The following is a 21,975-nucleotide window of genomic DNA, read 5'->3' on the forward strand; positions in this document are numbered from 1 at the left end:
GTCGATCACACATGCCCGAGCGCGGCCGGGTCCGCGGCGTCCGCGTGCGTGGCGTCCGGCGCCTCCCGGCGCAGCAGCGCCGCGTACCGGCCGTCCAGCTCCACCAGCTGGTCGTGGGTGCCGAGTTCGACGACCTCGCCGCGGTCCAGGACGGCGATCTGGTCGGCGCCGCGGACGGTGGAGAGCCGGTGCGCGATGGTGATCGTCGTACGGCCCGCCGCCAGGGTGTCCACGGCCTGCTGGACGGCGCGTTCGGTGCGGTTGTCGAGCGCGCTGGTGGCCTCGTCGAGTATCAGCACCGGCGGGTTGCGCAGGATGGTGCGGGCGAGTGCGAGGCGCTGCTTCTCCCCGCCGGAGAAGCGGTAGCCGCGCTCGCCGACCAGGGTGTCGTAGCCGTCCGGTAGGGCGGCGATGGTGTCGTGGATCTGCGCGGCGCGGGCGGCCTCGACGAGTTCGTCGTCGGTGGCGTCCGGCTTGGCGAAGCGCAGGTTCTCGGCGACCGAGGCGTGGAACAGGTACGTCTCCTGGGAGACCACGCCGACCGCGCGGGCGAGCGTGTCGAAGGAGAGCTCGCGCACGTCCGTCCCGTCGATGGTGACGCGGCCGCCGGTGACGTCGTAGAGCCGCGGGACGAGGTAGCTGAGCGTGGTCTTGCCCGAGCCCGTCTCGCCGACCACGGCGAGCGAACTCCCGGCCGGGACCTTCAGTTCGACGTCGGACAGGGTCGGGCGCTCCTGCCCGGGGTCGTAGCGGAAGTCGACGCCCTCGAACCGGACCTCGCCGCGGATCTCCGGCAGCGTGACGGGCTTCGCCGGCTCGGCGATCTCCACCGTCAGGTCGAGGTACTCGAAGATCCGTTGGAACAGCGCGAGGGAGGTCTGGACGTCCACGCCGGTGGAGAGCAGGCCGACGGTCGGGCGGAACAGGTTCAGTTGGAGCGTGGTGAAGGCGACCAGGGTGCCGACCGAGACGATCGGCGCGCCGCCGGCCGCCGTCAGCCCGGCCGCCCAGTAGATCACCGCGGGCATCGCGGCCATCACGATCTGGATGGTGTTCATCCGCCAGCGCCCGGCCATGCTCGCCCGCACCTCCAGGTCGGCGAGGCGGTCGGACTGCTCGGTGAACTCCCGGGCGAGGGAGTCGGAGCGGCCCATCGTGCGGCCGAGCAGGATACCGCTGACGGACAGTGACTCCTGGACGGCCGAACTCATCGCCGCCAGCTGCTTCTGCCGCTCGGTGGTGATCTTCTTCCGCTCGTTGCCGACCCGGCGGCTGATCCACACGAACAGCGGGAGCAGGACCAGCGAGACGACGGTGAGCTGCCAGTCGAGCGCGACCATGGCGACGACGGAGGCGATCACCGCGGTGAAGTTGGAGACCAGGCTCGTCGCGGTGGACGTCACCGTGGACTGCATGCCACCGATGTCGTTCGCGATCCGGGACTGCACCTCGCCGGTGCGGGTGCGGGTGAAGAAGGCCAGCGACATCCGCTGGAGGTGCCCGTAGACGGCGGTGCGCAGGTCGTGCATGACGCGCTGGCCGACGGTGGTGGAGATCAGCGTCTGCAGGACGTTGAACACGCTGTTCACCACGGCGGCGGCGATCATGCCGAGCACCAGCAGGCTCAGCAGTCTGGTGCGGCCCTGCGGGATGGCGGTGTCCAGGACGGCCCTCAGCAGGAACGGCGAGACGACCGACACGACGGCGGAGGCGGCGACCAGCAGGCCGACGGTGGTGAGGCGGCCCGCGTAGGGGCGGAAGAGCGCGAGGATGCGCCGCCACTGGGCCGGCGGGCGGGACTCGCCCTCGGCGGGCGCGGGCGGGGTCCAGTTGATGGCGTCGGGCCTCAAGGGCGGACCTCCCTGGGTCGGACGCGCGGGGGCGCGGCGGGTCTGGCCCGCATGGTAGTCGGCGTAGTCAGCGTGGTCGGCACAGCCGGCACAGCCGGCACAGCCGGCATGGCCGGCATGGCCGGCATGGCGGTCGGGCGGCCGCCAGCATAGCGAGAATAGCTCATAGTTAGGCAAGCTAATAGTGAGGGTTGCTCTATTCCCTGCTGTGCGTGCTGCGGCCACCCGACCGTCTTGGGCGCTGGTTCACCCCGAGCGCTGGTTCGCCCGGGCGCTGGTTCGTCCCGGCGCTAGTTCGTCCGGTAGGTGCGCGCCGCCTTCGAGGAGAGGCCGCCCAGCTTCCCGGACGGCAGCACGCGGGCCAGCGCGACCGCGATCTTGTACCGCTTGCCCGGCACGGACACCGAGCGACCGCGTCCCAGGTCACGCAGCGCCTCGTCCACCACCCGCTCGGCCGAGAGCCAGGACCAGGACGGGATGTTGCCGGTGCCCATGCCCGCCCGCTGGTGGAACTCGGTCCGCGTGAAGCCCGGGCAGAGCGCCATCATCCGCACCCCGCTGCCGCCGAGGTCGCGCAGCACCCCCTGGGTGAAGCTCACCACCCACGCCTTGCTCGCGCCGTACGTGCCGCGCGGCAGGAAGGCCGCCACCGAGGCGACGTTGATGATCGCGCCCCGGCCGCGCTCGCGCATCCCGGGCAGGGCGGCCGTCGTCAGCCGGAGGATCGCCTCGATGTGCACCTTCAGCATGTCCAGCTCGGCCTGGAGCGGGACGGTCAGGAACGCGCCCTTGTTGCCGAAGCCCGCGTTGTTGACGAGCAGGTCCACCGGGCGCCCGGTGTCCGCCAGCCGCGCCTCGACGGCCCCGATGCCCTCGTCGGTCGCGAGGTCGGCGGTGAGCACCTCCGTCTCGACGCCGTACTTCCGCTGCAGGTCGGTGGCGGCACGCTCCAGGCGCTCGGTGTCCCGGGCCACCAGGACGAGCCGGTAGCCGCCGCGGGCGAGCCGGCGGGCGAACGCGGCTCCAATACCGGCGGTTGCGCCGGTGATCAAGGCTGTGGTCATGCCCCCGACGGTACCGACTCGCCGCGACCGCGCCCACACCGAGCGCAACATCCCTGCTCAGCGCGCCGCGGATGCCGGCATCCGACCCAGCTCGCAGCGTCGGACAGCTCAGACAGCGACGGCCTTGGCGCGGTCCGCCGCGATGCGGAGGGCGAGACCGCCGAGGACCGTGCCCATCGCGTAGCGCTGGATCCGGAGCCAGGCGGGGCGGCGGTTGAGGAAGGACGCGATACTGCCCGCGCTCACGGCGATCAGCCCGTTCACGGTGACCGCGATCGCGATCTGCGTCAGGCCCAACACCAGGCTCTGCGCCGCGACGTGACCGCGCTCCGGGTTCACGAACTGGGGCAGCAGGGACAGGTACATGATGGCGATCTTGGGGTTGAGCAGGCAGGTCAGGAAGCCCATCGCGAACAGCTTGCGCGGCGGGTCCGGCGGCAGCTGCTGCGGCGCGAACACCGCCGCGCCGCCCGGCTTGACGGCCTTCCAGGCGAGCCAGAGCAGATACCCGGCGCCGGCCAGCTTGATGGCGGTGTAGAGGACCGGCACCACCGTGAAGACGGCGGCGACGCCCACCGTCACGGCGCCGAGGTAGACCAGGAAGCCTGCCGCGACCCCGATCAGCGACAGCAGTCCGGCGCGGCGGCCCTGGGCGATCGAGCGCGAGACCAGGTAGATCATGTTGGGCCCCGGCGTGAGCACCATGCCCAGCGCCACGGCGGCGATTCCGAGCATGGCGTGCGGGTCAACGGCGGAGGTGAGCGCGTCCATGCGAGGAGGCTATGGTCCACCGACAGCTCGATGCAATGATGACTTTGCACTCGGTGCAATCCTGGCAATCCCGCCGACCGACCCCCGGAGGACCTGCCATGCCGATGGACGACTACCGGCTGATCGCCGACGGGATCGCCGCCGCCATCACCGACGGACGCCTGCGTCCCGGTGAACAGCTCCCCACCCAGCGCGCCTTCGCCCGCAGCCGGGGCATCGCCGCCTCGACGGCGGGGCGCGTCTACCGGGAGCTGGTCCGGCGCGGGCTGACCACCGGCGAGGTCGGCCGCGGCACCTTCGTGCGGGCCGACCGACGCCCGCCCGGCCCGCACGTGCCGCTGGCCGAACCGGCCGGCACGCCGGTCGACCTGGAGCTCAACTACCCCGTCGTCCCCGAGCAGTCCGCGCTGCTCGCCGCCGGGCTGACGCCACTGCTGCGGGCGGACGCGCTCGACGCCGCGCTGCGCCCGGTGGGTGCGGCCGGGACGGCGGCGGCCCGCCACGCGTTCGCGGAACTGGTGTCCGGAGCACTGGTTTCCGGAACGCTGGTGTCCGGAACGCGCGCCGGGGCCTCGTGGCGGGCCTCCCCCGAGGACGTGCTCTTCGCCGGCAGCGGCCGGCAGGCGATCGCCGGAGCACTCGCCGCGCTCGTCCCACCCGGCGGGCGCCTGGGCGTCGAAGCGCTCACCTACCCGGTGGTCAAGGCCGTCGCACAGCGCCTGGGCATCACGCTCGCGCCACTGCCCGTGGACGAGTCCGGCCTCCTGCCCGACGCCCTCGCCGCCGTGCACCGGTCCACCCCGCTCAACGCCGTCTACGTCCAGCCGCGCCTGCAGAACCCGCTCGGCGGCAGTCTCCCGGCCGAGCGTCGGACGGCCCTCGCGGACGAGCTGCGCAGGCACGACCTGCCCGTCGTCGAGGACGCGATCTGGTCCTTCCTGCGGCCCGACCTCGCCCCGCTCGCGGCGCTGGTGCCGGAGCGCACGATCCTGGTCGACAGCGTCGCCAAGCGTCTCGCCCCCGGCCTGAGCACCGGGGTCGCGGTCGTTCCCGCCGCGTTCCGCGATCGCGTGGCCGCCGCACTGCGCTCCGGCGGCTGGGCGCCCGGCGGCTTCGCGCTGGAGGCGGCCGTGCGCTGGATCGGGGACGGCACGGTCGCGGCGGTGGAGGAGGCGAAGCGCGCCGACGCCACGGAGCGTCAGCTGCTCGCGCGGGAGCTGCTGGCGGGGCAGCAGCTGCGGTCCGACCCCTGCTCGTACTACGTCTGGTGGGAGCTGCCATCGGCCTGGCGGGCGGAGACCTTCGTTGCGGCGGCGGCGCGGGAGAGCATCGCCATCACACCCGCCGGCGCCTTCGCCGTCGACCCCCGGGTCTCCCCGTCCGCCGTTCGGGTCGGCCTCGCTTCGCCGCCGCTGCCGGTCCTGTCGCGGGCCCTGGAGACGCTCGCCCGGATCGCGCGGAGTTCGCCGGAGGAGCTGCTGGAGTGACGGCGAGGGGCAGCGAGGGGCAGCAGGAGCGGGAACAACGAACAGCTGACAGATCACAGATTTCGAAATCTGTCAGCTGTCAGCTGTCATCTGTTATTCGTCCACCGTCACTTGTCGGCCCGCGCACCGCTCCCGCTGCCGCGCGCCGCCGTGTCCGCCGCTCCGCCGGCGCCGACCGCGCGGAGGCGCGAGGCCGCGGTGGCGGCGAGCTGCGGGGCGATCTTGGCCACATCCCGTGAACCCACCACCGCAATGAGGCTCGGCAGTAGCCAGCGGACCGGCTGCATGCCGCGCAGCCAGGGCTGGGCGTAGACGTGCGCGGAGCGGCGGGCGATACCGGCCGCGATCCGGTCCACGGCCGGCTCCAGCGGGTACGTCTTGTTGGCCGGCCACGGCAGCCGGCTGCGCATCTGCTTGAGGACGGCGTCCTCGTCCGCGCCGCGCACCATGTCGGTGTCGGTCCAACTCAGGTATCCGACACCGACCTTGACCCCCTGGTAGGCGACCTCGGCGCGGATCGAGTGGGCGAAGGCCTCCACCCCGGACTTGCTCGCGCAGTACGCGCTCATCAGCGGCGCGGGCGTCAGCGCGGCGAGCGAGGCGATCTGGAGCAGGTAACCGCGGCTCTCGATGAGCGCCGGGAGGAACGCCCGCGCGGTGGCCACGCTGCCGAGCAGGTTGACCTCGATCACCCGGCTGAACGCCCGGTGGTCGCTGTCCATCAGCGGTCCGCCGATGGCGATCCCGGCGTTCGCCACGACGGTGTCGATCCGGCCGTAGTGTTCCTTGATCCGGGCGGCGGCGTCGGTGAGCGCGTCGACGTCGGTGACGTCGGCCTCCCACGCGGTCGCGGACGGGCCGCACTGGGCCGCGACGGCCTTGAGTTCGGCCGGTTCCAGACCGAGCAGCGCGACCTTGGCTCCGCGCCGGGCGAGCTTGCGCGCGAGCGACGCGCCGACCCCGCGGGCGGCCCCGGTGACGACGACGACCTGCGCGGACAGCGGCGGGATGGCGTTCATGCGACGGCGGTCCTTTCGGCAACGGAAGCGGGAACGGGAGCGGAAGCGGGAACGGGGGCAGACTCGGCCGCGGCGCTCAAGTACGCGCCGGCCATCCGGTGGATCTCGGCGGCGACCTCGACGGGCCGCTCCAGCGGCGCCATGTGGCCGACTCCGGGAAGCAGCAACAGCCCCTGCGAGTCCGAGAGTTCGGCGACGATGCGGTGGGCGTGCACCGGCGGGGTCAGCCGGTCCGCGGTGCCGACGACCACGGCGGTGGGCGCGGCGAGCCGGGCGAGCCCGGCGTGGACGTCCAGCCGCCCGAGGACGCCCGCCCAGCGCGCGCGGACGGTGGTCGGGCAGGCGTGCACGATCCGGGCCGTCGCCTCCACCCGTCCGGCGGGCGAATCCGGGCCCATGGTCGCGTACTTGAGCGCCGCACGGCTGATTGCCGAAACCGGCCCGAGCGGCATCCGGGAGTACAGCAGCCGCCGGTGCAGGAAGCGGCGCAGCCCTGCCGGGCGCACTGCATCCGGCACCACGGTGAGTTCGTCCACCAGGCGCCCGGGGCCGGTGGAGACGAGGACGGCGGCGGCGGTACGCTCGGCGACCTCGGGGCGTCCGCCGGCGGCCATGATGGTCATCCCGCCCATGCTGTGGCCGGCCAGGAGGGCCCGCTCCCCTGCCGGAACGGTCCGGGTGAGCACGGCGGACAGGTCCTCGGCGAGCGCCCGGGTGGAGTAGCGGACCCGGCTCGGCGGGATCTCGCTGTGCCCGTGGCCGCGCTGGTCGTAGGCCACCACCCGGTAGCGGTCGGCGAGTTCGCGGATCACCGGCGCCCAGAAGGCGGTTGAGCAGGTCCAGCCGTGGGCCAGTACGACGGTCGGCGCGCCGGGCTGTCCGTGGACCTCGACGTGCAGGCGCGTACCGTCGGCCGAGCGGACGCTCAACTCCTCGACGGGCGTGGGCGGTACGCAGTCGGCGGAAAGCTGCGGGGTCACGCGGACACCCCCTGGGCGGCCCGGGCGGCGGCCGGCACGGCCCGCATGATCAGCTCGTACTCGCCGAGGTCGACCTTGCGGGTCGCACGGCGGAAGGAGGAGGTGGAGCCGGGCCACAACACGGTGTTCTTGCCGCTCGGGTCCAGGTACCAGCTCCGGCAGCCGCCGGTGGTCCAGACCGTACGGTCCATCCGGTGCTGGAGTTCGAGGTTCCACTGGCGCTGGGCGCGGACGGTCGGCTGCATCGCGGCGGCGCCGATCGATCCGAGCGTGGTGAGCGCGTCGATCAGGTAGTTCAGCTGGGACTCGATCATCAGGATCATCGAGCTGTTGCCGAGGCCGGTGTTGGGGCCGATCACGAAGAAGAGGTTCGGGAAGCCGTGCACGGTCGAGCCGCGCAGCGCCTCCATGCCGTCCTTCCACTCCTCGGCCAGGCTGGTGCCGTTGGCGCCGAACACCCGTGCGCCGATGGGCATGTCGGTGACGTGGAACCCGGTGCCGAAGACGATGGCGTCCACCTCGCGCTCGCTGCCGTCTGCCGCGACCAGGGTGGAGCCGCGCAGTTCGCGCAGGCCGGAGGAGACCACCTCGGTGTTGGCGGCGGCGAGCGCCGGGTAATAGGTGTTGCTCAGCAGGATGCGCTTGCAGCCGATCCGGTAGTCCGGCATGAGCTTGGCACGCAGGACCGGGTCGGAAACGCCCTGGGCGATGTGACGTTCGGCGAGTTGCTGGATGACGCGCAGCAGCCCGGGCCGCCGGACGAAGGCGTCGACCTGGAGCTCGCGGAGCGCGAACAGCGTGCCGCGGCGGATCTTGCCGGTGACAGGGAGCCGGCTGTGCAGCCATTTCTCCAACTGGCTGATCTCCCGGTCCCGGCGCGGCAGAACCCACGCCGGGGTGCGCTGAAAGACCGTCAGTTCACTGACCTGCGGCTGGATCGACGGGATGATCTGGGCGGCGGACGCACCGGTGCCGACCATCGCGACGCGCTTGCCGGTCAGGTCGTAGTCGTGATCCCAGCGGGAGGAGTGGAACACCTTGCCGGGGAAGCTGCCGAGCCCGGGCAGGTCGGGAATCTGCGGGTCGGCGAGCGGGCCGGACGCGGAGACGATGGCGTCGGCGGTCCACTCACCGGCCGAGGTGGTGATCCGCCAGCGGGTGTGCTCGCTCTCCCAACGCGCCTCCAGCACTTCGGCGTTGAACCGCAGGTGCGAGCGAAGGCGGAAGACGGTGGCGACCTTCTCCAGGTAGGCACGAATGTCGGGCTGGCCGGAAAAGCTGCGCGGCCACTCGGGGTTGGGCGCGAAGGAGAAGGAGTAGAGGTGCGAGGGGACATCGCAGGCGCAGCCCGGGTAGCTGTTGTCGCGCCAGGTGCCGCCGACCGAATCGGCGCGCTCCAGGACCACGAAGTCGGTGATCCCGGCGCGGCGCAGCCGGACGGCGGCGCCGAGTCCGCCGAAGCCGGCACCGATGACCGCCACTCGGACGTGCGGGACGGCCTCGACGACTTCGGCGGCCGCCACCGCGTCGGCGGCCTCGGCGACTTCAGCGGCCGCGGGGGCGCCGGAGCGGGGGCGCTTGCTGCTGGATGCCATGCGGCGTCCTCCTGAGGGTGGGGGGCGGTGGTCTGCGCGCCGCCAAGAGGAACTCTCCCGGACAGTCTGCCCGGGATTCCGATAACCATGCCAGCAATCACTGGCATGGTTGGCAGAGTAGCCCCTGCCGACAGCGGAGGGAAGAAGCACGACCGCCCGGATTCGGCGGCATCCCCGGCCGACGGTCCTATGCTGATCGCCGTGGACAAGGTCAGAGCTGCTGCCGGCGACAGAAAACGCGAGTACCGGGTGGAGGAACTGGCCGAGGCGGCCGGCATCACCACCCGGACACTGCGCTTCTACCGCGAGCGCAAGCTGCTCCAGCCGCCCCGCAAGGAGGGCCGGATCGCCTGGTACGGCGAGGAACACCTCGCGCGGCTCCGGATGATCGGCGAACTGCTGGAACGCGGGCACACCCTGGGCGGCATCGCGGAGCTGATCGGCGCCGGCGAGAGCGGGCGGGACGTCGCCGAGCTGATCGGGCTGGAGGCGGCGATCGTCGCGCCGTGGTCGGACGAGACGCCGGTACGCCTCACCTGGGACGAGCTCAAGGCCACCTTCGGCGACCAGCTCACCGAGGAGAACACCGCCGAATCGATCGCCCAGGGCTACATCGCCATCGACGACGACGGCATCACCCACATCAGCCGGCGCCTGATGGACGCCACCACCGCCCTGGTCGCGGAGGGCGTGCCGCTCTCGGTCGTCCTGGACGCCAGCCGGCGCACCCAGGAACACGTGGACGCCATCGCCGAGATCTTCATCGAGCTGGTCAGCGAGCAGCTGCTCGGCGCCCTCTCCGCCGACACCCCGCTGCCGCCCGGCGAGGCGGCCCGGCTCACCGAGCGCATCCTGCGGGTCCGGCCGCTGGCCCGGACGGTCGCGGACGCCCAGTTCACGCTCGCGATGGATCGTCGGGTGCACGCCGAATACGACGAACTCCTGCGCCAGCGGCGGGAGAACAGCTCCGAGGGCGAGGGCGGCGGCGATCCCGAGGCGTAGCACTCGCGCGCGGCGGGCAGGGATTCCCACGCCCCGCCCACCCGTTGGAGGAGCCGCCGATGTCGCCGATACCCGGACCCGTCACCCGCCGCGCCGTCCTCGGCCTCGCCGCCGGGCTCGCCCCGGGCCTCGCACTCGCCTCCTGTGGATCCAACATCCCGGCGCCTGACGCGAGTTCGGCCGGGTCGCAGACCGTCCGGCACGCGCGCGGCGTGAGCACCGTACCGGCCCGCGCGACCCGGGTGGTGGCACTGGACACGGACGCGCTCGACTCGGTCGTCACCCTCGGGCTCACCCCGGTCGGCGCCACCACCGTCGCCGAGGGCGCGGGCTTCCCCGCCTACCTCCCCGGCGAACGGCTGGCGGGGACGAAGGCCGTCGGCACCATCGGCCAGCCCGACCTGGAGGCCGTCGCGGCGCTCCGGCCGGACCTGATCCTGAGCAACCAGGTCCGCGACGACAAGCGGTACGACGGACTGTCGAAGATTGCGCCGACGGTGCTGACCAAGACCACCGGGCCGACCTGGAAGGAGAACGTCCGGCTGCACGCCGAGGCGCTGGGCCGGCAGACGGAGGCTGCGGCGGCCTTGGCGGCATACCAGGCGAAGGTGCGGGAGCTGGTCACGGCGCTCGGCGGGCCGGCCAAGGCGGCGGCCACCAAGGTCGAGATGGCCCGTTTCCTGGCGGGCGCGCCGACCAGGCTCTACCTGAACGACACCTTCGTCGGCTCGCTGTTCAAGGACCTCGGGGTCGGCCGGCCCGCGAACCAGGACAAGCCCGGGTTCTCCCTGGAGATCAGCCCCGAGCAGGTGGACCAGGCGGCGGCCGACGTCATCTTCTACTCGGTATACGGGGACGCGGCCAAGTCCGACCAGGCCAAGGTCACCGAGGGCGCGCTGTGGAAGAACCTGGACGCCGTCCGCAACGGCCGGATATTCCGGGTGGACGACGGCCTGTGGATGCTCGGCATCGGGTACACGGGGGCCGGCCTGATCCTGGACCAGATCCGGAAGGACCTCGTGAACGGCTGACAGACGACAGAGAACAGATGACAGCCGACAGATAACAGATGTTGAAATCTGTCGTCTGTTATCTGTCAGCTGTCGCCCGCCACCCACCCGCCCACTTGGCCACTCCTCCAACCACCCCACACCCCACCCACTGACTCCGCTGGGTGATCGGACGATTACCCACCTCCCCTCCCCGCCCCTACCGTCGAGGCTCACCCGCGGGTCGCTGTCGCCTGGTCGGGCCGGCGGCGGGAGGCGGGCGCCCGCGTCGGCTCCGTGTGGGGGCGTTACCCATGTCGTTACCGATGTCCGTGGCCGTGAAGTTCCGTACGGCGGCGCAGTTGACGGGTGGCCGGGTGCTGCTGTGGTCACTGCTCGGCCGTCTGCCCAACGCGATGAGCCCCATCGGCACCCTCCTCCTCGTCAGCCGGAACACCGGCAGCGTGTGGTGCGGTTCGCTGGTGGCCGGGGCGCTTGCCGGCGGCCAGGCGGTCGGCGGACCCGTGGTGGGCCGGCTCGCCGACCGGCGCGGGCAGCGGACGGTCGGGCTGGTCACGGCCCTGGTCAACGCGGTGGCCCTGGTCGCCCTGGTGGCCGCCTCACAGCGCGGGCTCGCACTCGGTTGGCAGATCGCGCCCGCCGCGCTGATCGGCCTGTCGGTCCCGCTGGTCGGCCCGCTGTCGCGCAGTCGCTGGGTCCGACTGGCCGCCGGCGAGCCTGAGTTGACGTCCTCCATGCTGTCCCTGGACGGGATCGTGGACGAGGTCGGCTTCACCGCCGGACCGGCCCTCGTCGGTGTGCTCGCAACTGCTGCCTCCCCCGCCGTCGGGCTGCTCACCGCGGCCGTGCTGTCCGGTGTCTGCGCCAGCCTGTTCGCGCTGCACCCGACCGCCTCGCCGGGCGTCCCGAAGTCCCACGCCCGTTCCGCCGAGCGGCTGTTGAGCACGCCGTACGTCCTGCTGCTGGCCGGGATGGCACTGCTGGGCGCGTGCTTCGGCTCGGTGCAGGTCGGGATCACCGCTACCACGGAAGCGCTCGGCCGCCCCGGGGTCGCCGGGCTGCTGTACGGCTTCGTCGGCTGCACCAGCTCCTTCGCCGGGATCGCGACCACCGCACTGCCCGCCCGCTGGGAGCTGCCGGCCCGGCTGCGGGCGGGCACGGTCCTGCTGTTCGCCGCCTCCTGCGTGCTGCTGTTCGCGGACGGGAGCCTGGTGGCGCTGACGGCGGCCGTCGGCTTCCTCGGGGTCGCGGTCGCACCGCAGATGATCACGATGTTCGGCCTGGTCGAGCGGACGGTGCCGGCCGCCCGGCTGGGCGAGGCGATGGCGGCGCTGGTCAGCGCGCTGATCCTGGCCCAGTCGGCCGGGACGTTCCTTGGCGGCTGGGCGACCGACCACTTCAGCCCCGGCGCCCCCTTCGCCGTCACCTCCACCGCCGCCGCGACCGCCCTGCTCCTCGCCGCCTGCACCGCCACCGACCACCGCTACCGCCGCCGGAACGCGGCACCCCTCCCGGCTGCAGCAGATGCCCCGAACCATCCGCACGAACCGGCGGCCCGCACGAACACCCCGTCCACACAGCTCGGTTGACCGGCACCGTCCGGACGACCGAGGGTCTCGGGGCTACGCGTCGTCGTCGACCGCCCCCGGCGCCAGCGCAGGCGAGGGGAAGGCGTGCCGTTCCTCGCCACCGGACCACCAGACGCCGATCGCGAGCACCGCCGTCGCCTCCAGTAGCGCCGCGCGATCGCGGCCGCCCACCATCACCGGAGGCAGGCACGGCCCTGCTCGGCCCGATCCGCGCGCTCGGCGCGTGGTCAGACGCGCACGGGGACGCCGTCCTCGCCGCCCAGGAGCGCTTCGACCGGGCGGGCGCGCGGGCATCGTGACGGATTGTCAGTGCCTCGTGCCCGCATCGACACCGCCCAGGATCTCGGCCGACCTGACGAGCACGCACGCACGGCGGGGGCGCGGGTGGTCCGCCCACCGTCGCCCCCGCCGCAGCACCGGTTCACCGCGTCGGTGCTTCACCGTGCTTTACCGCTTACTGAACTGACGTCACCGCAGCACTGCTGCTACCGCGTCCCCGGGTGGCCTCAGTTGACGTTCACCGCGGTCCACGTCGCCGCGACCGCGTTGTACTCGGCGCTGCCCGAGCCGTACAGGTCGGCCGCGGCGCTGAGGGTGGCCGTACGGGCACCCGCGTAGTCGGTGGTGGAGGTGAAGTAGGTGGTCAGCGCGCGGTACCAGATCTGCGCCGCCTTGTCCCGGCCGATTCCGGCGAGCGTCGAGCCGTCGTACGTCGGGCTGTTGTAGTTGAACCCGTTGATCGTCTTCGCGCCGCTGCCCTCCGACAGCAGGTAGAAGAAGTGGTTCGCCACGCCCGACGAGTAGTGCACGTCCAGGTTGCCCACGTCGGCCGACCAGTAGTCGGCGGACTGGCTGTCCTTGCTCGGCTGGTCCATGTAGCGCAGCGGGCTGCCGTCGCCGCGCAGGTTGATCAGCTCGCCGATCCAGTAGTTCGGCGGGTTCGAGGGCAGGTTGGCGTACCACTCGACCATGGTGCCCATGATGTCCGAGGTGGCCTCGTTGAGGCCGCCGGACTCGCCCGAGTAGTTGAGGGCGGCGGTCGCGGCGGTGACGCCGTGCGTCATCTCGTGGCCGGCCACGTCGATCTCGGTGAGCGGGTGGGTGTCGCCCGAACCGTCGCCGTACGTCATGCAGAAGCAGTCGTCGCTCCAGAACGCGTTGACGTAGTTCGAGCCGTAGTGGACCCGGCTGGCGGCGCCGACGCCGTCGTTGCGGATGCCGTTGCGGTTGAAGGTGTTCTTGTAGAAGTCCCACGTGGTCGCGGCGCCGAACTGGGCGTCCACGGCGGCCGATTCACGGTTGGATGCGGTGCCGTCGCCGAAGGTGTTGGAGGTGTTGGCGAACAGCGAGCCGCTGCCGGCGGTGCCGTTGTTCATGTCGCTGGTGGACTGGCCGCCGCGGGAGTCGTCCTTCAGCTGGAACGACGACCCGCTCTGGGTGGTGTTGAGCGGGACATTGCCGACGAAGACGCCGGTGCCGGTGCCCGCCGCGGTCTCCACCTTCTCGTGGGTGGACAGGACCTGGCCGGAGGCGGCGTCGGTGACCAGCACCTGGCGGCTCGGGGTGCCGTCGGCGCGCGTGCCCTCGACCTGGACACGGTACGCCAGGCGCGGGTTGCCGTCGGTCGCCCAGACCACGAGCTCGGCGGCGCCGGCCTGGTGGACGTCGGCCATCGGGGACTCGTCGGCGTCCAGGGTGACGCCCACGGTGGCGCGCACCGCGCCGGCAGCGTCGGCGGCGGCGCGGTCGGCCGGGATCTGCGGGGTGAGGCTCGGCACGTTGATCTGCGCGGCGACCGCCTTGTTCACGGACTTCACGGCGCCGTTCGCGCTCTGGTGGACCACCAGGTCGCCGCCGATCACGGGCAGGCCGGCGAAGGTCCGCTCGAAGCGGAGGTGGCGAGTGCCGTCGGCGTCCACCGCGGCGTCCTTGGCGACCAGCTTCTCCTGGTCACCCAGAGCCAGCGCCTTGGCCAGCGGGCCGGACTGGCCGTTCGCCAGCGCGATCACCGCGGCGCGCTGCTGGGCAGCCTGCGCCTGCAGGGCCGCCGTCGGGGCGGCCTGGGCGGCCGTGGTGCTCACCTGGATCACGCCGGTCAGCAGGGCCGTGGCCGAGAGCACAGCGACGGCTGCGAGCTTTCGCTTCAAAGTACGGAGTCCTTCCGGGAAACCGCGCCTGTGCGCGGTCGCACCGCGTCCCGGGGGCCGGGGTCGGCACCTGTGGGGCGGGACGGGCACTGACGTACTGGGCCCCGTGCGGTCGAGCGACGGGCGCCACCAAGGGGTGGGGGTGGGGGCCTGCCGGCGGGGGCTGGCGAAAAGCATGACAACCCGACAAGCGTTTTGACAGGTCTGGTTCATCAAATGGCCAAGTCCCGCCAGCCCGACGGGGACTCGGAGAGGGCGGCAAAGGGGGGCAATTCACCCGGCCTTGCAGTGAGTTCTCACCCGAACGAAGCCCCGCAGCCCGCGCCGACACCCCATCGGCTTTCCGGAGGCGGAGCGGAGTTCGGCGCTTGGCCAGGTTTTACATGCCTGTAAAACTTCCTACGCGGAACCTTGACATCCGCTTGGCGAGGTCCCGCCACTGACCGCACTTGTTCGCCATCGGGTCGTCTGCTAGCGAACCGTAGTCGCGTGGTCGCCCGACTCCGTTGCGCAGTCGGCGAGTTGAGCACCACAAGGGTGCCGGCGCGAATGGTCCGCACCAACCGGTGGCGCCTGGTTACGCCTTCCGCCGATCCCGCGTCCCGTTCGGCGGGAGAGCGAACAGGTCTCGGCCGTGGCCGAGTTGGAAAATGGCGATGTCCTGGAGTGGGTGCGGGTCGTCAGCTCTTCCGGCCGGAGTTGCCAGAGTCGTCAGAGCCGTCAGCCACTGAACTTCCACTGCTGGGTCTTGAGACCGGGGGTGCACGCGGTCATGGTGACGCGGTTGCCCACGCCGTTGGCGGTCATGCACCGCGCGCCGCCGTTCTCGGCCAGCGTGTACGTACCCGGCGCCGACGCCGGCTGGACGACCCAGGCGGTCAGATAACTCCACCCGGGATTCAGCGAGACGGTGCCGTCCGTGTTCTGCACGAGCAGCCGGCCGTCCTTGTTGCAGGCGTTGTAGTTGGTGTAGTTGCCCGGGCCGAGGGTGCCGATCCAGCCGTACTGCGAAGCGCCGCCCAGGACTGCCGGGTTGCCGGCCGACAGGTTGTCGCTCTCCAGCCCGAGCGGGACGCCGTACTGCTCGTTGACGATCCTGCTCCAGTCGGTACCGCCACACTCGGGGGGCCGGGGATTGGTCTGCGGGGGTGGCGGGTTCCCCCCGCCCGAGGGGGAGCCGCTACCCGACGGGGACCCGCTGCCGGAGGCCGAGCCGCCCGCGGCCGCGCCACCGCCTGACGGGGGCTTCGGGTTGTTGGCGGGCGGGTTGCCCGTACCGCCGCCGCCTCCGCCCGACGGGTTCGCCTGGCCGCCCGACGCCCCGCCGGCCGCCGCACCGCCGCCCGCCGCGCCACCTGCTGCGCCACCGCCGACCGCGCCGCCGTTGCCCCGGCCGCCCGACGCCGCCGCGCCGTTTCCGCCCGCGGCCGGTGGCGGGACCTGCTGCTGCGGCTGGTTCGGGGTGCCCGGCGGCTGGTTGGCGGCGGTCGAGGCCGCTGCGGGGTCGCCCGGGGCCGGGGTGGCGGGGGCCGTCGTGGACGGGGTGGCCGGGGTGCCGGTGCCCGGTGTCACCGGGGCGGTCACGACGACGGACGGCTGCGCGGCGGGCGGCGTCTTGGCGTCGGCGCTGCCGGGGCTGCGGTCGATGAGCAGGACGCTCGCGGTACCGATCGAGATCACGGCCGGGATGACGATAGGGACCAGCAGCGCGCGCCGCGACCGCCGTCGGCCCGGCTCGGTGACCGACTGCGGCTCCACCTTCGCGACCTCGTTCGGCGCTCCGCCGCCCGTGTCCCCGCCGGGGCCCGTGTCTGCCGGTTTGGCCTCGACGTTCCTACCCTCGACAGCCTTGCCCTTGGAGTCCTTGCCTTCAACGTCCTTGCCCTCGACGGCCGTACCGCCGTCGTTCGCCGCCCCGGCCGCCCCGCCGGCCACCACCGCGCCACCGCCCGCCGGCCCGCCCGCCGCCTCGACAGCGCCCGGAGCGCCGATCGCCGCCCGCGCCGCGGCCGCCATCGCGGCGGCGTCGGCGTGCCGGTCCTCGGGCTTCTTCGCGAGCGCCCTCGCCACCAGCTCCCGTACGGCCCGCGGGAAAGCGGCCGGCAGCTCCGGCGCGGGCTCGCGCACGTGCTTGAGCGCGACCTCCAGCACGCTCTCGCCGGTGAACGGCTGCTGCCCGGTGAGCAGTTCGTAGCAGACCACGCCGATCGAGTACAGGTCGGACGCCGGAACGACGCCGCCCTTGCCCTCGGCCTGTTCGGGCGCCATGTAGAGCGCGGTGCCGATGATCGCGTGCGAGGCGGTGATCTTGGTACTGGCGATCGCGCGGGCGATGCCGAAGTCGGTGATGGTGACCCGGTCGTCGGCCCGCACCATGAGGTTGGACGGCTTGATGTCCCGGTGGACAATCTGCTGCCGGTGGGCGGCGTGCAGGGCGTCCAGCGCGGAGGCGATCAGCGTGAGGGCGCGCTCGGGGGCCATCGGGCCGTCCGCGGCGAGGACCTGGTCGAGCGGCCGGCCGTCGATCAGCTCCATGACGATGTAGGCGTAGCGCTCCTCGTCGCCGTCGCCGCCCGAGCCGCCGCCGGAGCCACCGCCCGAGCCGTCAGCCTCGCCGTCGCCAGCGCCCGCGCCGCCCGCGCCGCTCTCGCCGCTCTCGCCGTAGTCGTACACGTCGACGATCCCGGGGTGGTCGATCGCGGCGACCATCTGGGCCTCACGCCGGAAGCGCTGGACGAACGTGCCGTCCTCGAACAGCGCGGAGTGCAGGATCTTGACAGCGACCTGCCGCGCCAGCACCGAGTCGGCGGCCCGCCAGACGGTGCCCATGCCACCGCCACCGATCCGCTCGGTGAGCGTGTACCGCCCGCCGAGTACGGCGCCCCGACCCCTCATGCCCATGCCCCCATGTGTCATGACCCTCCCCAGCGGGCCTTCGGCACACAGTGTGCCAGAGGGTGCCGCGAGGTCAGCGCCCGCTGTCCGAACCGGTTTTCGACGACCGCGCCCGCCGCCGTCAGGCGTGCTTCGCCTGCCGGGCGTGCTCGGCGACCTCCAGGACGGCGGCCGTGACGGCTCCGGGGTCGTCGACGTGAACGGCGTGGCCGGCTCCGGGCACCACGATGTGGGTGCCGCGGGTGGCGTGTTCGGCGATGCGCGACTGCAGGAGCGTCCAGCGGGTGCGCAGGACCTTGGGCAGGCCCTCGGTCGCGCTGAGGACGGCCACCGGCACGTCGGGCAGCCGCGCGGCGGAGCGGCGGCGCCGGATCTCAGGCACGGCGAGGGTCATCAGCCGGTTCTCGGCGACGGCGGTCCGCCAGCGTCGGCGGCGCACCCGGGCGGGCACGTTCCCGGCGAGCGCGTCCCCGGGGACGCGCTGGGTGGGTGCGAGCGCCGACCGGAGCAGTCCGAGGCGCAGCAGCACGGCCTCCGCGGCGCGGACCGCCGGGGGCTGGAACTCCTCGTGCGCCGGGTCGACGAGCACCAGGCCCGCGACCAGCTCCGGCCGCTGCCAGCCCAGGAGTTGGGCGAGCAGGCCGCCCCAGCTGTGCCCGACGAGGACGCACGGCCCGTCCCCGGTGTGCTCCACCAGCGCGGCCAGGTCGGCGACCTGGGTCTCCAGCGTCATCATGCGGTCGGGGTCACTCGCGCCGAGCCCGGCCCGGTCGTACGCCACGACCCGGGTGTGCGCGGCGAGTCCGGGCAGCACCGGGGCCCAGGTCGGCGACGCCGTGCCGCTGCCCGCCACCAGGACGACCGTGGGACCGCCCCGGCCCGCCTCCACCCGGCGCAACGCCCGTCCGCCCCGGTTCAGTTAGCCCCGGCGCACCCCACCCGGGACGCGCTCCGCCGGCGCCGTCGTCATGCCAACTTGCTCAGTACGCACAGTACGCACAGTCCAGTTCCCCCCTGGAACGTCGTGGATCGTCGTGGATCCTCGTGGATCACCGCCCGCCCACACGGCCCCGGTCTGCGGTTCCGGGGGCGCGGGTCGGTCCTCACCGCTCGGGCGGCTTCCGGGTGCCTCCCCCAGGCGCCCGTGCGGCGGCCCCGGCGGCCCGGACGGCATTCGCCGCCGGACCCAGACCTTTGCCGCCCAGCCACACGGTAGCCCGAACACTTCGTGTCCGTCGCGTGAGTAAAGGGCGAAGAGAAGGGGCGCGGGGCCGAAATCCAGCGCCCACGACCGGCGCCGTAGGCTCCCGGGCATGCACAGCACCCTGACCGAGCACGCGCGGTGCCTCTGGGGCGACGAGTACCGGCCCACGCCCGCCTGCGCCGAGCGGCACCACGAGGAGTCCTACTTCTTCGAGAGGCTGACCTTCGCGGACGCCGACGCGATCCTCGCCATGCTGCGCGAGCTCAGCCCGTTCCTGTGCGACGGCTACCTTCCGGTGTGGGTCCGCAACCTCGCCTACCGCCTGGTGCTCCTCCAGCGCCCGGACGACCCGGACCTGCTGCGCGAGGCCGCGGCGAGCCTGCGCCTCCACGGACCCGGCTGGGACGACATCGCGGCGCAACTGCAGCAGCGGGCCGACGCACTGGAGGAGCAGGCCCCACCGAACTGACGGCGGCGGCGCGGCTCAGGCGGGCGGCCCGGCTCGGGCCTGGGCGCGGCTCAGGAGGGCAGCGTGCGCTTCAGCAGAGCGAGCAGAGCCCCCCAGTGACGCTCGTCGGCGGCCTCGTCGTAGCGGGTGGTGTCCCCCTGCGTATAGCCGTGCAGGGCGCCCGCGTACACCTCGGCCTCGTAGCGGACGCCGGCCTCGGTGAGCGCCTCCGCGAGCCGGGCGATCTGCTCGGGCGGCAGCGACGGGTCCTGGTCGGCGTGACCGAAGTACAGCTCGGCGGTGATCCGGTGGACCCCGAGGTGCGGGCTGTCCGGGGCCTCGCTCGCCAGGTTGCCGCCGTGGAACCCGGCGACGGCGGCGACCCGGTCCGGGTGGGTGGCGGCCGTGCGCAGCGCGTGCACCGCGCCCCGGCAGTAGCCGGTGAGCCCGACCGGGCCGTCCTGGACGAGCGGGGACTCGGCGAGCCAGCGGAGGTAGGCGTCCGCGTCGCGCTCGGTCACCTCGGGGGTGAGCGCGGCGAGCAGCGGGCCGAGGCGCTCGAAGAGGGTCGGGTCGTTGTCCGGGTCGATCGGCTGGGGGTAGTCGATGATCGGCGCGCGGCCGTTCCGGTAGTAGGCGTTGGGGACGAGGACGGTGTACCCGGCCTCGGCCAGCCGGTCCGCCTTGGCCATCAGGTGGGGCCGGAGCCCGAAGGCGTCCATGTAGAGAATGACGGCGGGGTGCGGTCGCCCGTCGTCGGGGTGGGCGAGGTAGGCGTCGGCGATGCCGTCCGCCGTCGGGATGTCCACGGTGGTGCCGCGCACGGTCATGGTGATCGCTCTCTCTGTCGGGGCTCGCGCGGCAGGGTAACGGGTGAGCCGACGTTCGGCGTGCGAATATTTGCGCCGCACACCTCCGGATAACGGACGTTCAGGACCGGAAGGCGATCCGCCGGGCCTCTTCTCGGACGCCGTGGATGGCCACCGGGCCGGCCTGCCATGTGGGAACGCCTGTGCGGGCGAGGCACGTTGGGCATGACATGGGAATGATCGTGGGTTCGGCGGCGGTGGTGGCGGCGATCGTGGGACTGGTGCTGCTGGCGGTGTGGCAGATCCGGGACGAGACGACGCCCCGGCGCCGCTCCGGGACCGGGGGCGGGTTCGGTCTGAGCGCCGCCGGGCTGGAGGAGTTGCACGCGATGTTCAGCTCCGGCAAGCAAATACAGATCGAGCAGAAGCGAGTGCAGCTCACGCTGCGCGACGACGCGGAGGCCGGGGCACCGCCGCACTTCGGGGTGGATCTGGAGGCGGGCGTGGCGGTGCTGCGGAACATGCCGAAAGCGCAGCCCGCGGAAGGGATCCCGGACCGGCTCCCGGACGGCGACGGGCGTGGTCAGGCGCCCCAGGTGCGGGAGCAGAGCACCAGCCGGTAGCCGTCCGGGTCGGCTATCGTCACGCCGTACTCGTCCCAGTACGGGTTGTTGGACGTCACCCGGGTGCCCCCGGCGGCCTCCAGCCGGGCGACGAGCACGTCGTCCACGGGCGCGCCGAGGTAGACGACGAACAGGTCGTCGACGGTCGGGGTGGGTTCCAGCGGGTGTTCCGGGTCGTGGGTGAGCTCGAAGTGCCAGGCGCCGCCGGGCGGGCCTACCATCAGCAGGTCGTGCTCGCCGGAGACCCGCTCGGTGGTGCGCCAGAGCACGTCGAGCCCGAGGCCGCCGGCGTAGAACCGCTCGGCCGCCGCGAGGTCCCGGGAGGGGCGGGCGATCCGCACCCGCGTCGTCGCATCGATGATCATGTGCGCGAACCTAGCAGTCGACACTGACAAACGGCCGTCGGATGTGGCTCCGACAGCTCGTCACAGACGCCGCAGGCGCTCTTCGTCCGAGGTGCGCGGGCAGGTGATGCAGGCGACGGCCTCGGGCTTGACGGCGTAGTAGAGGCAGCAGCCGAGCCGCGTGCGGATGGGGTGGCTGCGGCCGTCGGGGGTGTGCAGGCGGCGGAAGTCGGCGGCGCCGGGGAGCGGGAGGGTGCCGCCGGGCAGGACAGCCTCGGCCGCGGCGACCGCAGCGTCCTCCTCGCCGAGCATCCGGCCGAGGTACCAGAGGGCGGAGGCCATATCGTCCGTCACCATGCCCCAGAGCGCGCGGTCGCGACGGCGGGTGGGCCCGGCGAAGGCGGCGAGCAGCGGTTCGACGTGGGCGACGACGGCGGCGCGCAGCTCGGCGCGGAGCTCGTCCTCTCCGGGGAGGCTCTCGCCCGGAAGGGGCTCGGCGAGGAGGGGCTCGTTCCCGCAGACCGGCGACTCGCCCGGGAGGGAGACGTGGCCGCGCGGGCGCAGCGCGAGGTCGCCGGTGGGGGCATGCAGCCAGAGGTCGGCGGGGTCGATCCGCGGGACGCGCCGGGCGAGGTGCCACGGGCCGGCGATGAGCAGGCAGGCGGACCAGAGGTAGTGGTGGAGCAGGCGGGAGGCGGTGACGTGCGGGCGGGGCGCGCGGCCGTGCTCGGCGGCGATCCGGGTCTCCTCGCAGGCCAGGGCGGCGGCCAGGGCGCGTTCGTCGCTTGCCAGTTGGGCGCCTGAGTACCAGCCGTCGGCGGCGGACGGGCCGGGTTCGGCCGGGTCGAGCACGCGCAGGTTCAGCACCGGGCAGAGGTCGCGCAGGCGCTGGTAGTCGAGGCACAGCTGCGGCGACGGCGCCTGCCCGTGCCGCTGCCCGTCCGGCGACAGCGACGAGGACGGCAACAACGGCGACGACGGCGGCATCTGAGGCCGCGCGACGGGCAGGGGTGGTCCGGAGATCATCGGCACTCCCGGGATCGGCTTCCCGTGATCGAATTAGGTGAGGCTCACCTTACAGACACTCAGAGCACTTGCCACACCGGGCCCCAGCAGCCCAATCGGAGATTCGCCCGAA

At 72.9% G+C, this 21,975-nt stretch carries 18 protein-coding genes; 6 read left to right on the plus strand and 12 right to left on the minus strand.

Annotated elements, in window-relative coordinates; genetic code table 11:
- Positions 1–5: 5 nt before the first annotated feature.
- The 3 genes from KV557_RS08570 to KV557_RS08580 all read right to left on the minus strand — a co-directional run bounded on the left by KV557_RS08570 (position 6) and on the right by KV557_RS08580 (position 3,685).
- Positions 6–1,850, minus strand: a complete 1,845-nt coding sequence (locus KV557_RS08570; RefSeq protein WP_218199170.1) for an ABC transporter ATP-binding protein — start codon at positions 1,848–1,850, stop codon at positions 6–8.
- Positions 1,851–2,140: 290 nt separating this feature from the next.
- Positions 2,141–2,914, minus strand: coding sequence for an SDR family NAD(P)-dependent oxidoreductase (locus KV557_RS08575; protein ID WP_218199171.1), 774 nt, complete (start codon positions 2,912–2,914; stop codon positions 2,141–2,143).
- A 108-nt stretch (positions 2,915–3,022) separates the two neighbouring features.
- Positions 3,023–3,685, minus strand: coding sequence for a LysE family translocator (locus tag KV557_RS08580; protein ID WP_256177134.1), 663 nt, complete (start codon positions 3,683–3,685; stop codon positions 3,023–3,025).
- 104 nt (positions 3,686–3,789) lie between these two features.
- Here KV557_RS08580 and KV557_RS08585 point away from each other — a divergent pair, with 104 nt between their 5' ends.
- On the plus strand, positions 3,790–5,172 hold the full coding sequence (locus KV557_RS08585; protein WP_218199372.1) for an aminotransferase-like domain-containing protein: 1,383 nt from the start codon (positions 3,790–3,792) through the stop codon (positions 5,170–5,172).
- A gap of 107 nt (positions 5,173–5,279) precedes the next feature.
- Here the strand turns inward: KV557_RS08585 and KV557_RS08590 are convergent, their stop codons facing one another.
- The 3 genes from KV557_RS08590 to KV557_RS08600 are packed head-to-tail and all read right to left on the minus strand — an operon-like array spanning position 5,280 to position 8,766.
- A complete protein-coding gene (locus KV557_RS08590) occupies positions 5,280–6,191 on the minus strand; it encodes an SDR family oxidoreductase (RefSeq protein WP_218199172.1) in 912 nt (303 codons plus the stop codon).
- The gene (locus KV557_RS08595; protein WP_218199173.1) at positions 6,188–7,171 is read right to left on the minus strand and encodes an alpha/beta fold hydrolase; all 984 of its coding nucleotides are present in this window, start codon (positions 7,169–7,171) and stop codon (positions 6,188–6,190) included. Before KV557_RS08595 ends, KV557_RS08590 begins: the two co-directional genes overlap by 4 nt.
- Positions 7,168–8,766: a flavin-containing monooxygenase gene (locus tag KV557_RS08600; protein ID WP_218199174.1), complete on the minus strand. Its 1,599-nt coding sequence runs from the start codon at positions 8,764–8,766 to the stop codon at positions 7,168–7,170. The genes KV557_RS08595 and KV557_RS08600 overlap by 4 nt, the downstream gene beginning before the upstream one ends.
- Positions 8,767–8,955: 189 nt before the next feature.
- Here KV557_RS08600 and KV557_RS08605 point away from each other — a divergent pair, with 189 nt between their 5' ends.
- The 3 genes from KV557_RS08605 (at position 8,956) to KV557_RS08615 (ending at position 12,367) form a co-directional block, all read left to right on the plus strand.
- Complete coding sequence (locus KV557_RS08605) at positions 8,956–9,768, plus strand: MerR family transcriptional regulator (RefSeq protein ID WP_218199175.1); 813 nt, start codon at positions 8,956–8,958, stop codon at positions 9,766–9,768.
- 59 nt (positions 9,769–9,827) lie between these two features.
- Positions 9,828–10,799, plus strand: a complete 972-nt coding sequence (locus tag KV557_RS08610; protein ID WP_218199176.1) for an ABC transporter substrate-binding protein — start codon at positions 9,828–9,830, stop codon at positions 10,797–10,799.
- Between the two features lie 284 nt (positions 10,800–11,083).
- A complete protein-coding gene (locus KV557_RS08615) occupies positions 11,084–12,367 on the plus strand; it encodes an MFS transporter (protein WP_218199177.1) in 1,284 nt (427 codons plus the stop codon).
- A gap of 506 nt (positions 12,368–12,873) precedes the next feature.
- Here KV557_RS08615 and KV557_RS08620 read toward each other — a convergent pair.
- The 3 genes from KV557_RS08620 to KV557_RS08630 form a co-directional block, all read right to left on the minus strand.
- Positions 12,874–14,514: a M4 family metallopeptidase gene (locus KV557_RS08620; protein ID WP_256177135.1), complete on the minus strand. Its 1,641-nt coding sequence runs from the start codon at positions 14,512–14,514 to the stop codon at positions 12,874–12,876.
- A gap of 720 nt (positions 14,515–15,234) precedes the next feature.
- A complete protein-coding gene (locus tag KV557_RS08625; protein WP_218199179.1) occupies positions 15,235–17,415 on the minus strand; it encodes a serine/threonine-protein kinase in 2,181 nt (726 codons plus the stop codon).
- 115 nt (positions 17,416–17,530) lie between these two features.
- Complete coding sequence (locus KV557_RS08630; protein ID WP_308129828.1) at positions 17,531–18,298, minus strand: alpha/beta fold hydrolase; 768 nt, start codon at positions 18,296–18,298, stop codon at positions 17,531–17,533.
- A 424-nt stretch (positions 18,299–18,722) separates the two neighbouring features.
- Between KV557_RS08630 and KV557_RS08635 the strand changes: the two genes are divergently transcribed.
- Entirely contained in the window at positions 18,723–19,082 is a 360-nt protein-coding gene (locus KV557_RS08635; RefSeq protein WP_218199181.1) for a hypothetical protein, read from the plus strand.
- A gap of 50 nt (positions 19,083–19,132) precedes the next feature.
- On the opposite strand, the gene KV557_RS08640 is transcribed toward KV557_RS08635, so the two are convergent.
- Positions 19,133–19,891, minus strand: a complete 759-nt coding sequence (locus KV557_RS08640; protein WP_218199182.1) for a dienelactone hydrolase family protein — start codon at positions 19,889–19,891, stop codon at positions 19,133–19,135.
- Positions 19,892–20,100: 209 nt separating this feature from the next.
- Here KV557_RS08640 and KV557_RS08645 point away from each other — a divergent pair, with 209 nt between their 5' ends.
- Entirely contained in the window at positions 20,101–20,493 is a 393-nt protein-coding gene (locus KV557_RS08645; protein WP_218199183.1) for a DUF6191 domain-containing protein, read from the plus strand.
- Here KV557_RS08645 and KV557_RS08650 read toward each other — a convergent pair.
- Positions 20,454–20,858 carry a VOC family protein gene (locus KV557_RS08650; RefSeq protein ID WP_218199184.1) on the minus strand — a complete coding sequence of 135 codons (405 nt, stop codon included), beginning with the start codon at positions 20,856–20,858 and terminating at the stop codon, positions 20,454–20,456. The two genes, KV557_RS08645 and KV557_RS08650, sit on opposite strands and share 40 nt — an antisense overlap.
- A 60-nt stretch (positions 20,859–20,918) precedes the next feature.
- Positions 20,919–21,863 carry a (2Fe-2S)-binding protein gene (locus KV557_RS08655; protein WP_256177136.1) on the minus strand — a complete coding sequence of 315 codons (945 nt, stop codon included), beginning with the start codon at positions 21,861–21,863 and terminating at the stop codon, positions 20,919–20,921.
- Positions 21,864–21,975 lie beyond the last annotated feature (112 nt).

Origin of the sequence: Kitasatospora aureofaciens (assembly GCF_019192735.1) — a bacterium.
GTDB lineage: Bacteria > Actinomycetota > Actinomycetes > Streptomycetales > Streptomycetaceae > Kitasatospora > Kitasatospora aureofaciens_A.

What these genes read in the sequence shown, in the direction of transcription:
- KV557_RS08600 (WP_218199174.1), bottom strand. Translation starts at nt 8,766, where the DNA reads ATGGCATCCAGCAGCAAGCGCCCCCGCTCCGGCGCCCCCGCGGCCGCT.
- KV557_RS08585 (WP_218199372.1), top strand. Translation starts at nt 3,790, where the DNA reads ATGGACGACTACCGGCTGATCGCCGACGGGATCGCCGCCGCCATCACC.
- KV557_RS08615 (WP_218199177.1), top strand. Translation starts at nt 11,084, where the DNA reads ATGTCCGTGGCCGTGAAGTTCCGTACGGCGGCGCAGTTGACGGGTGGC.
- KV557_RS08625 (WP_218199179.1), bottom strand. Translation starts at nt 17,415, where the DNA reads ATGGGCATGAGGGGTCGGGGCGCCGTACTCGGCGGGCGGTACACGCTC.
- KV557_RS08605 (WP_218199175.1), top strand. Translation starts at nt 8,956, where the DNA reads ATGCTGATCGCCGTGGACAAGGTCAGAGCTGCTGCCGGCGACAGAAAA.
- KV557_RS08640 (WP_218199182.1), bottom strand. Translation starts at nt 19,891, where the DNA reads ATGACCGTGCGCGGCACCACCGTGGACATCCCGACGGCGGACGGCATC.
- KV557_RS08655 (WP_256177136.1), bottom strand. Translation starts at nt 21,863, where the DNA reads ATGATCTCCGGACCACCCCTGCCCGTCGCGCGGCCTCAGATGCCGCCG.
- KV557_RS08610 (WP_218199176.1), top strand. Translation starts at nt 9,828, where the DNA reads ATGTCGCCGATACCCGGACCCGTCACCCGCCGCGCCGTCCTCGGCCTC.
- KV557_RS08635 (WP_218199181.1), top strand. Translation starts at nt 18,723, where the DNA reads ATGCACAGCACCCTGACCGAGCACGCGCGGTGCCTCTGGGGCGACGAG.
- KV557_RS08590 (WP_218199172.1), bottom strand. Translation starts at nt 6,191, where the DNA reads ATGAACGCCATCCCGCCGCTGTCCGCGCAGGTCGTCGTCGTCACCGGG.
- KV557_RS08580 (WP_256177134.1), bottom strand. Translation starts at nt 3,685, where the DNA reads ATGGACGCGCTCACCTCCGCCGTTGACCCGCACGCCATGCTCGGAATC.
- KV557_RS08650 (WP_218199184.1), bottom strand. Translation starts at nt 20,858, where the DNA reads ATGATCATCGATGCGACGACGCGGGTGCGGATCGCCCGCCCCTCCCGG.
- KV557_RS08575 (WP_218199171.1), bottom strand. Translation starts at nt 2,914, where the DNA reads ATGACCACAGCCTTGATCACCGGCGCAACCGCCGGTATTGGAGCCGCG.
- KV557_RS08645 (WP_218199183.1), top strand. Translation starts at nt 20,101, where the DNA reads ATGGGAATGATCGTGGGTTCGGCGGCGGTGGTGGCGGCGATCGTGGGA.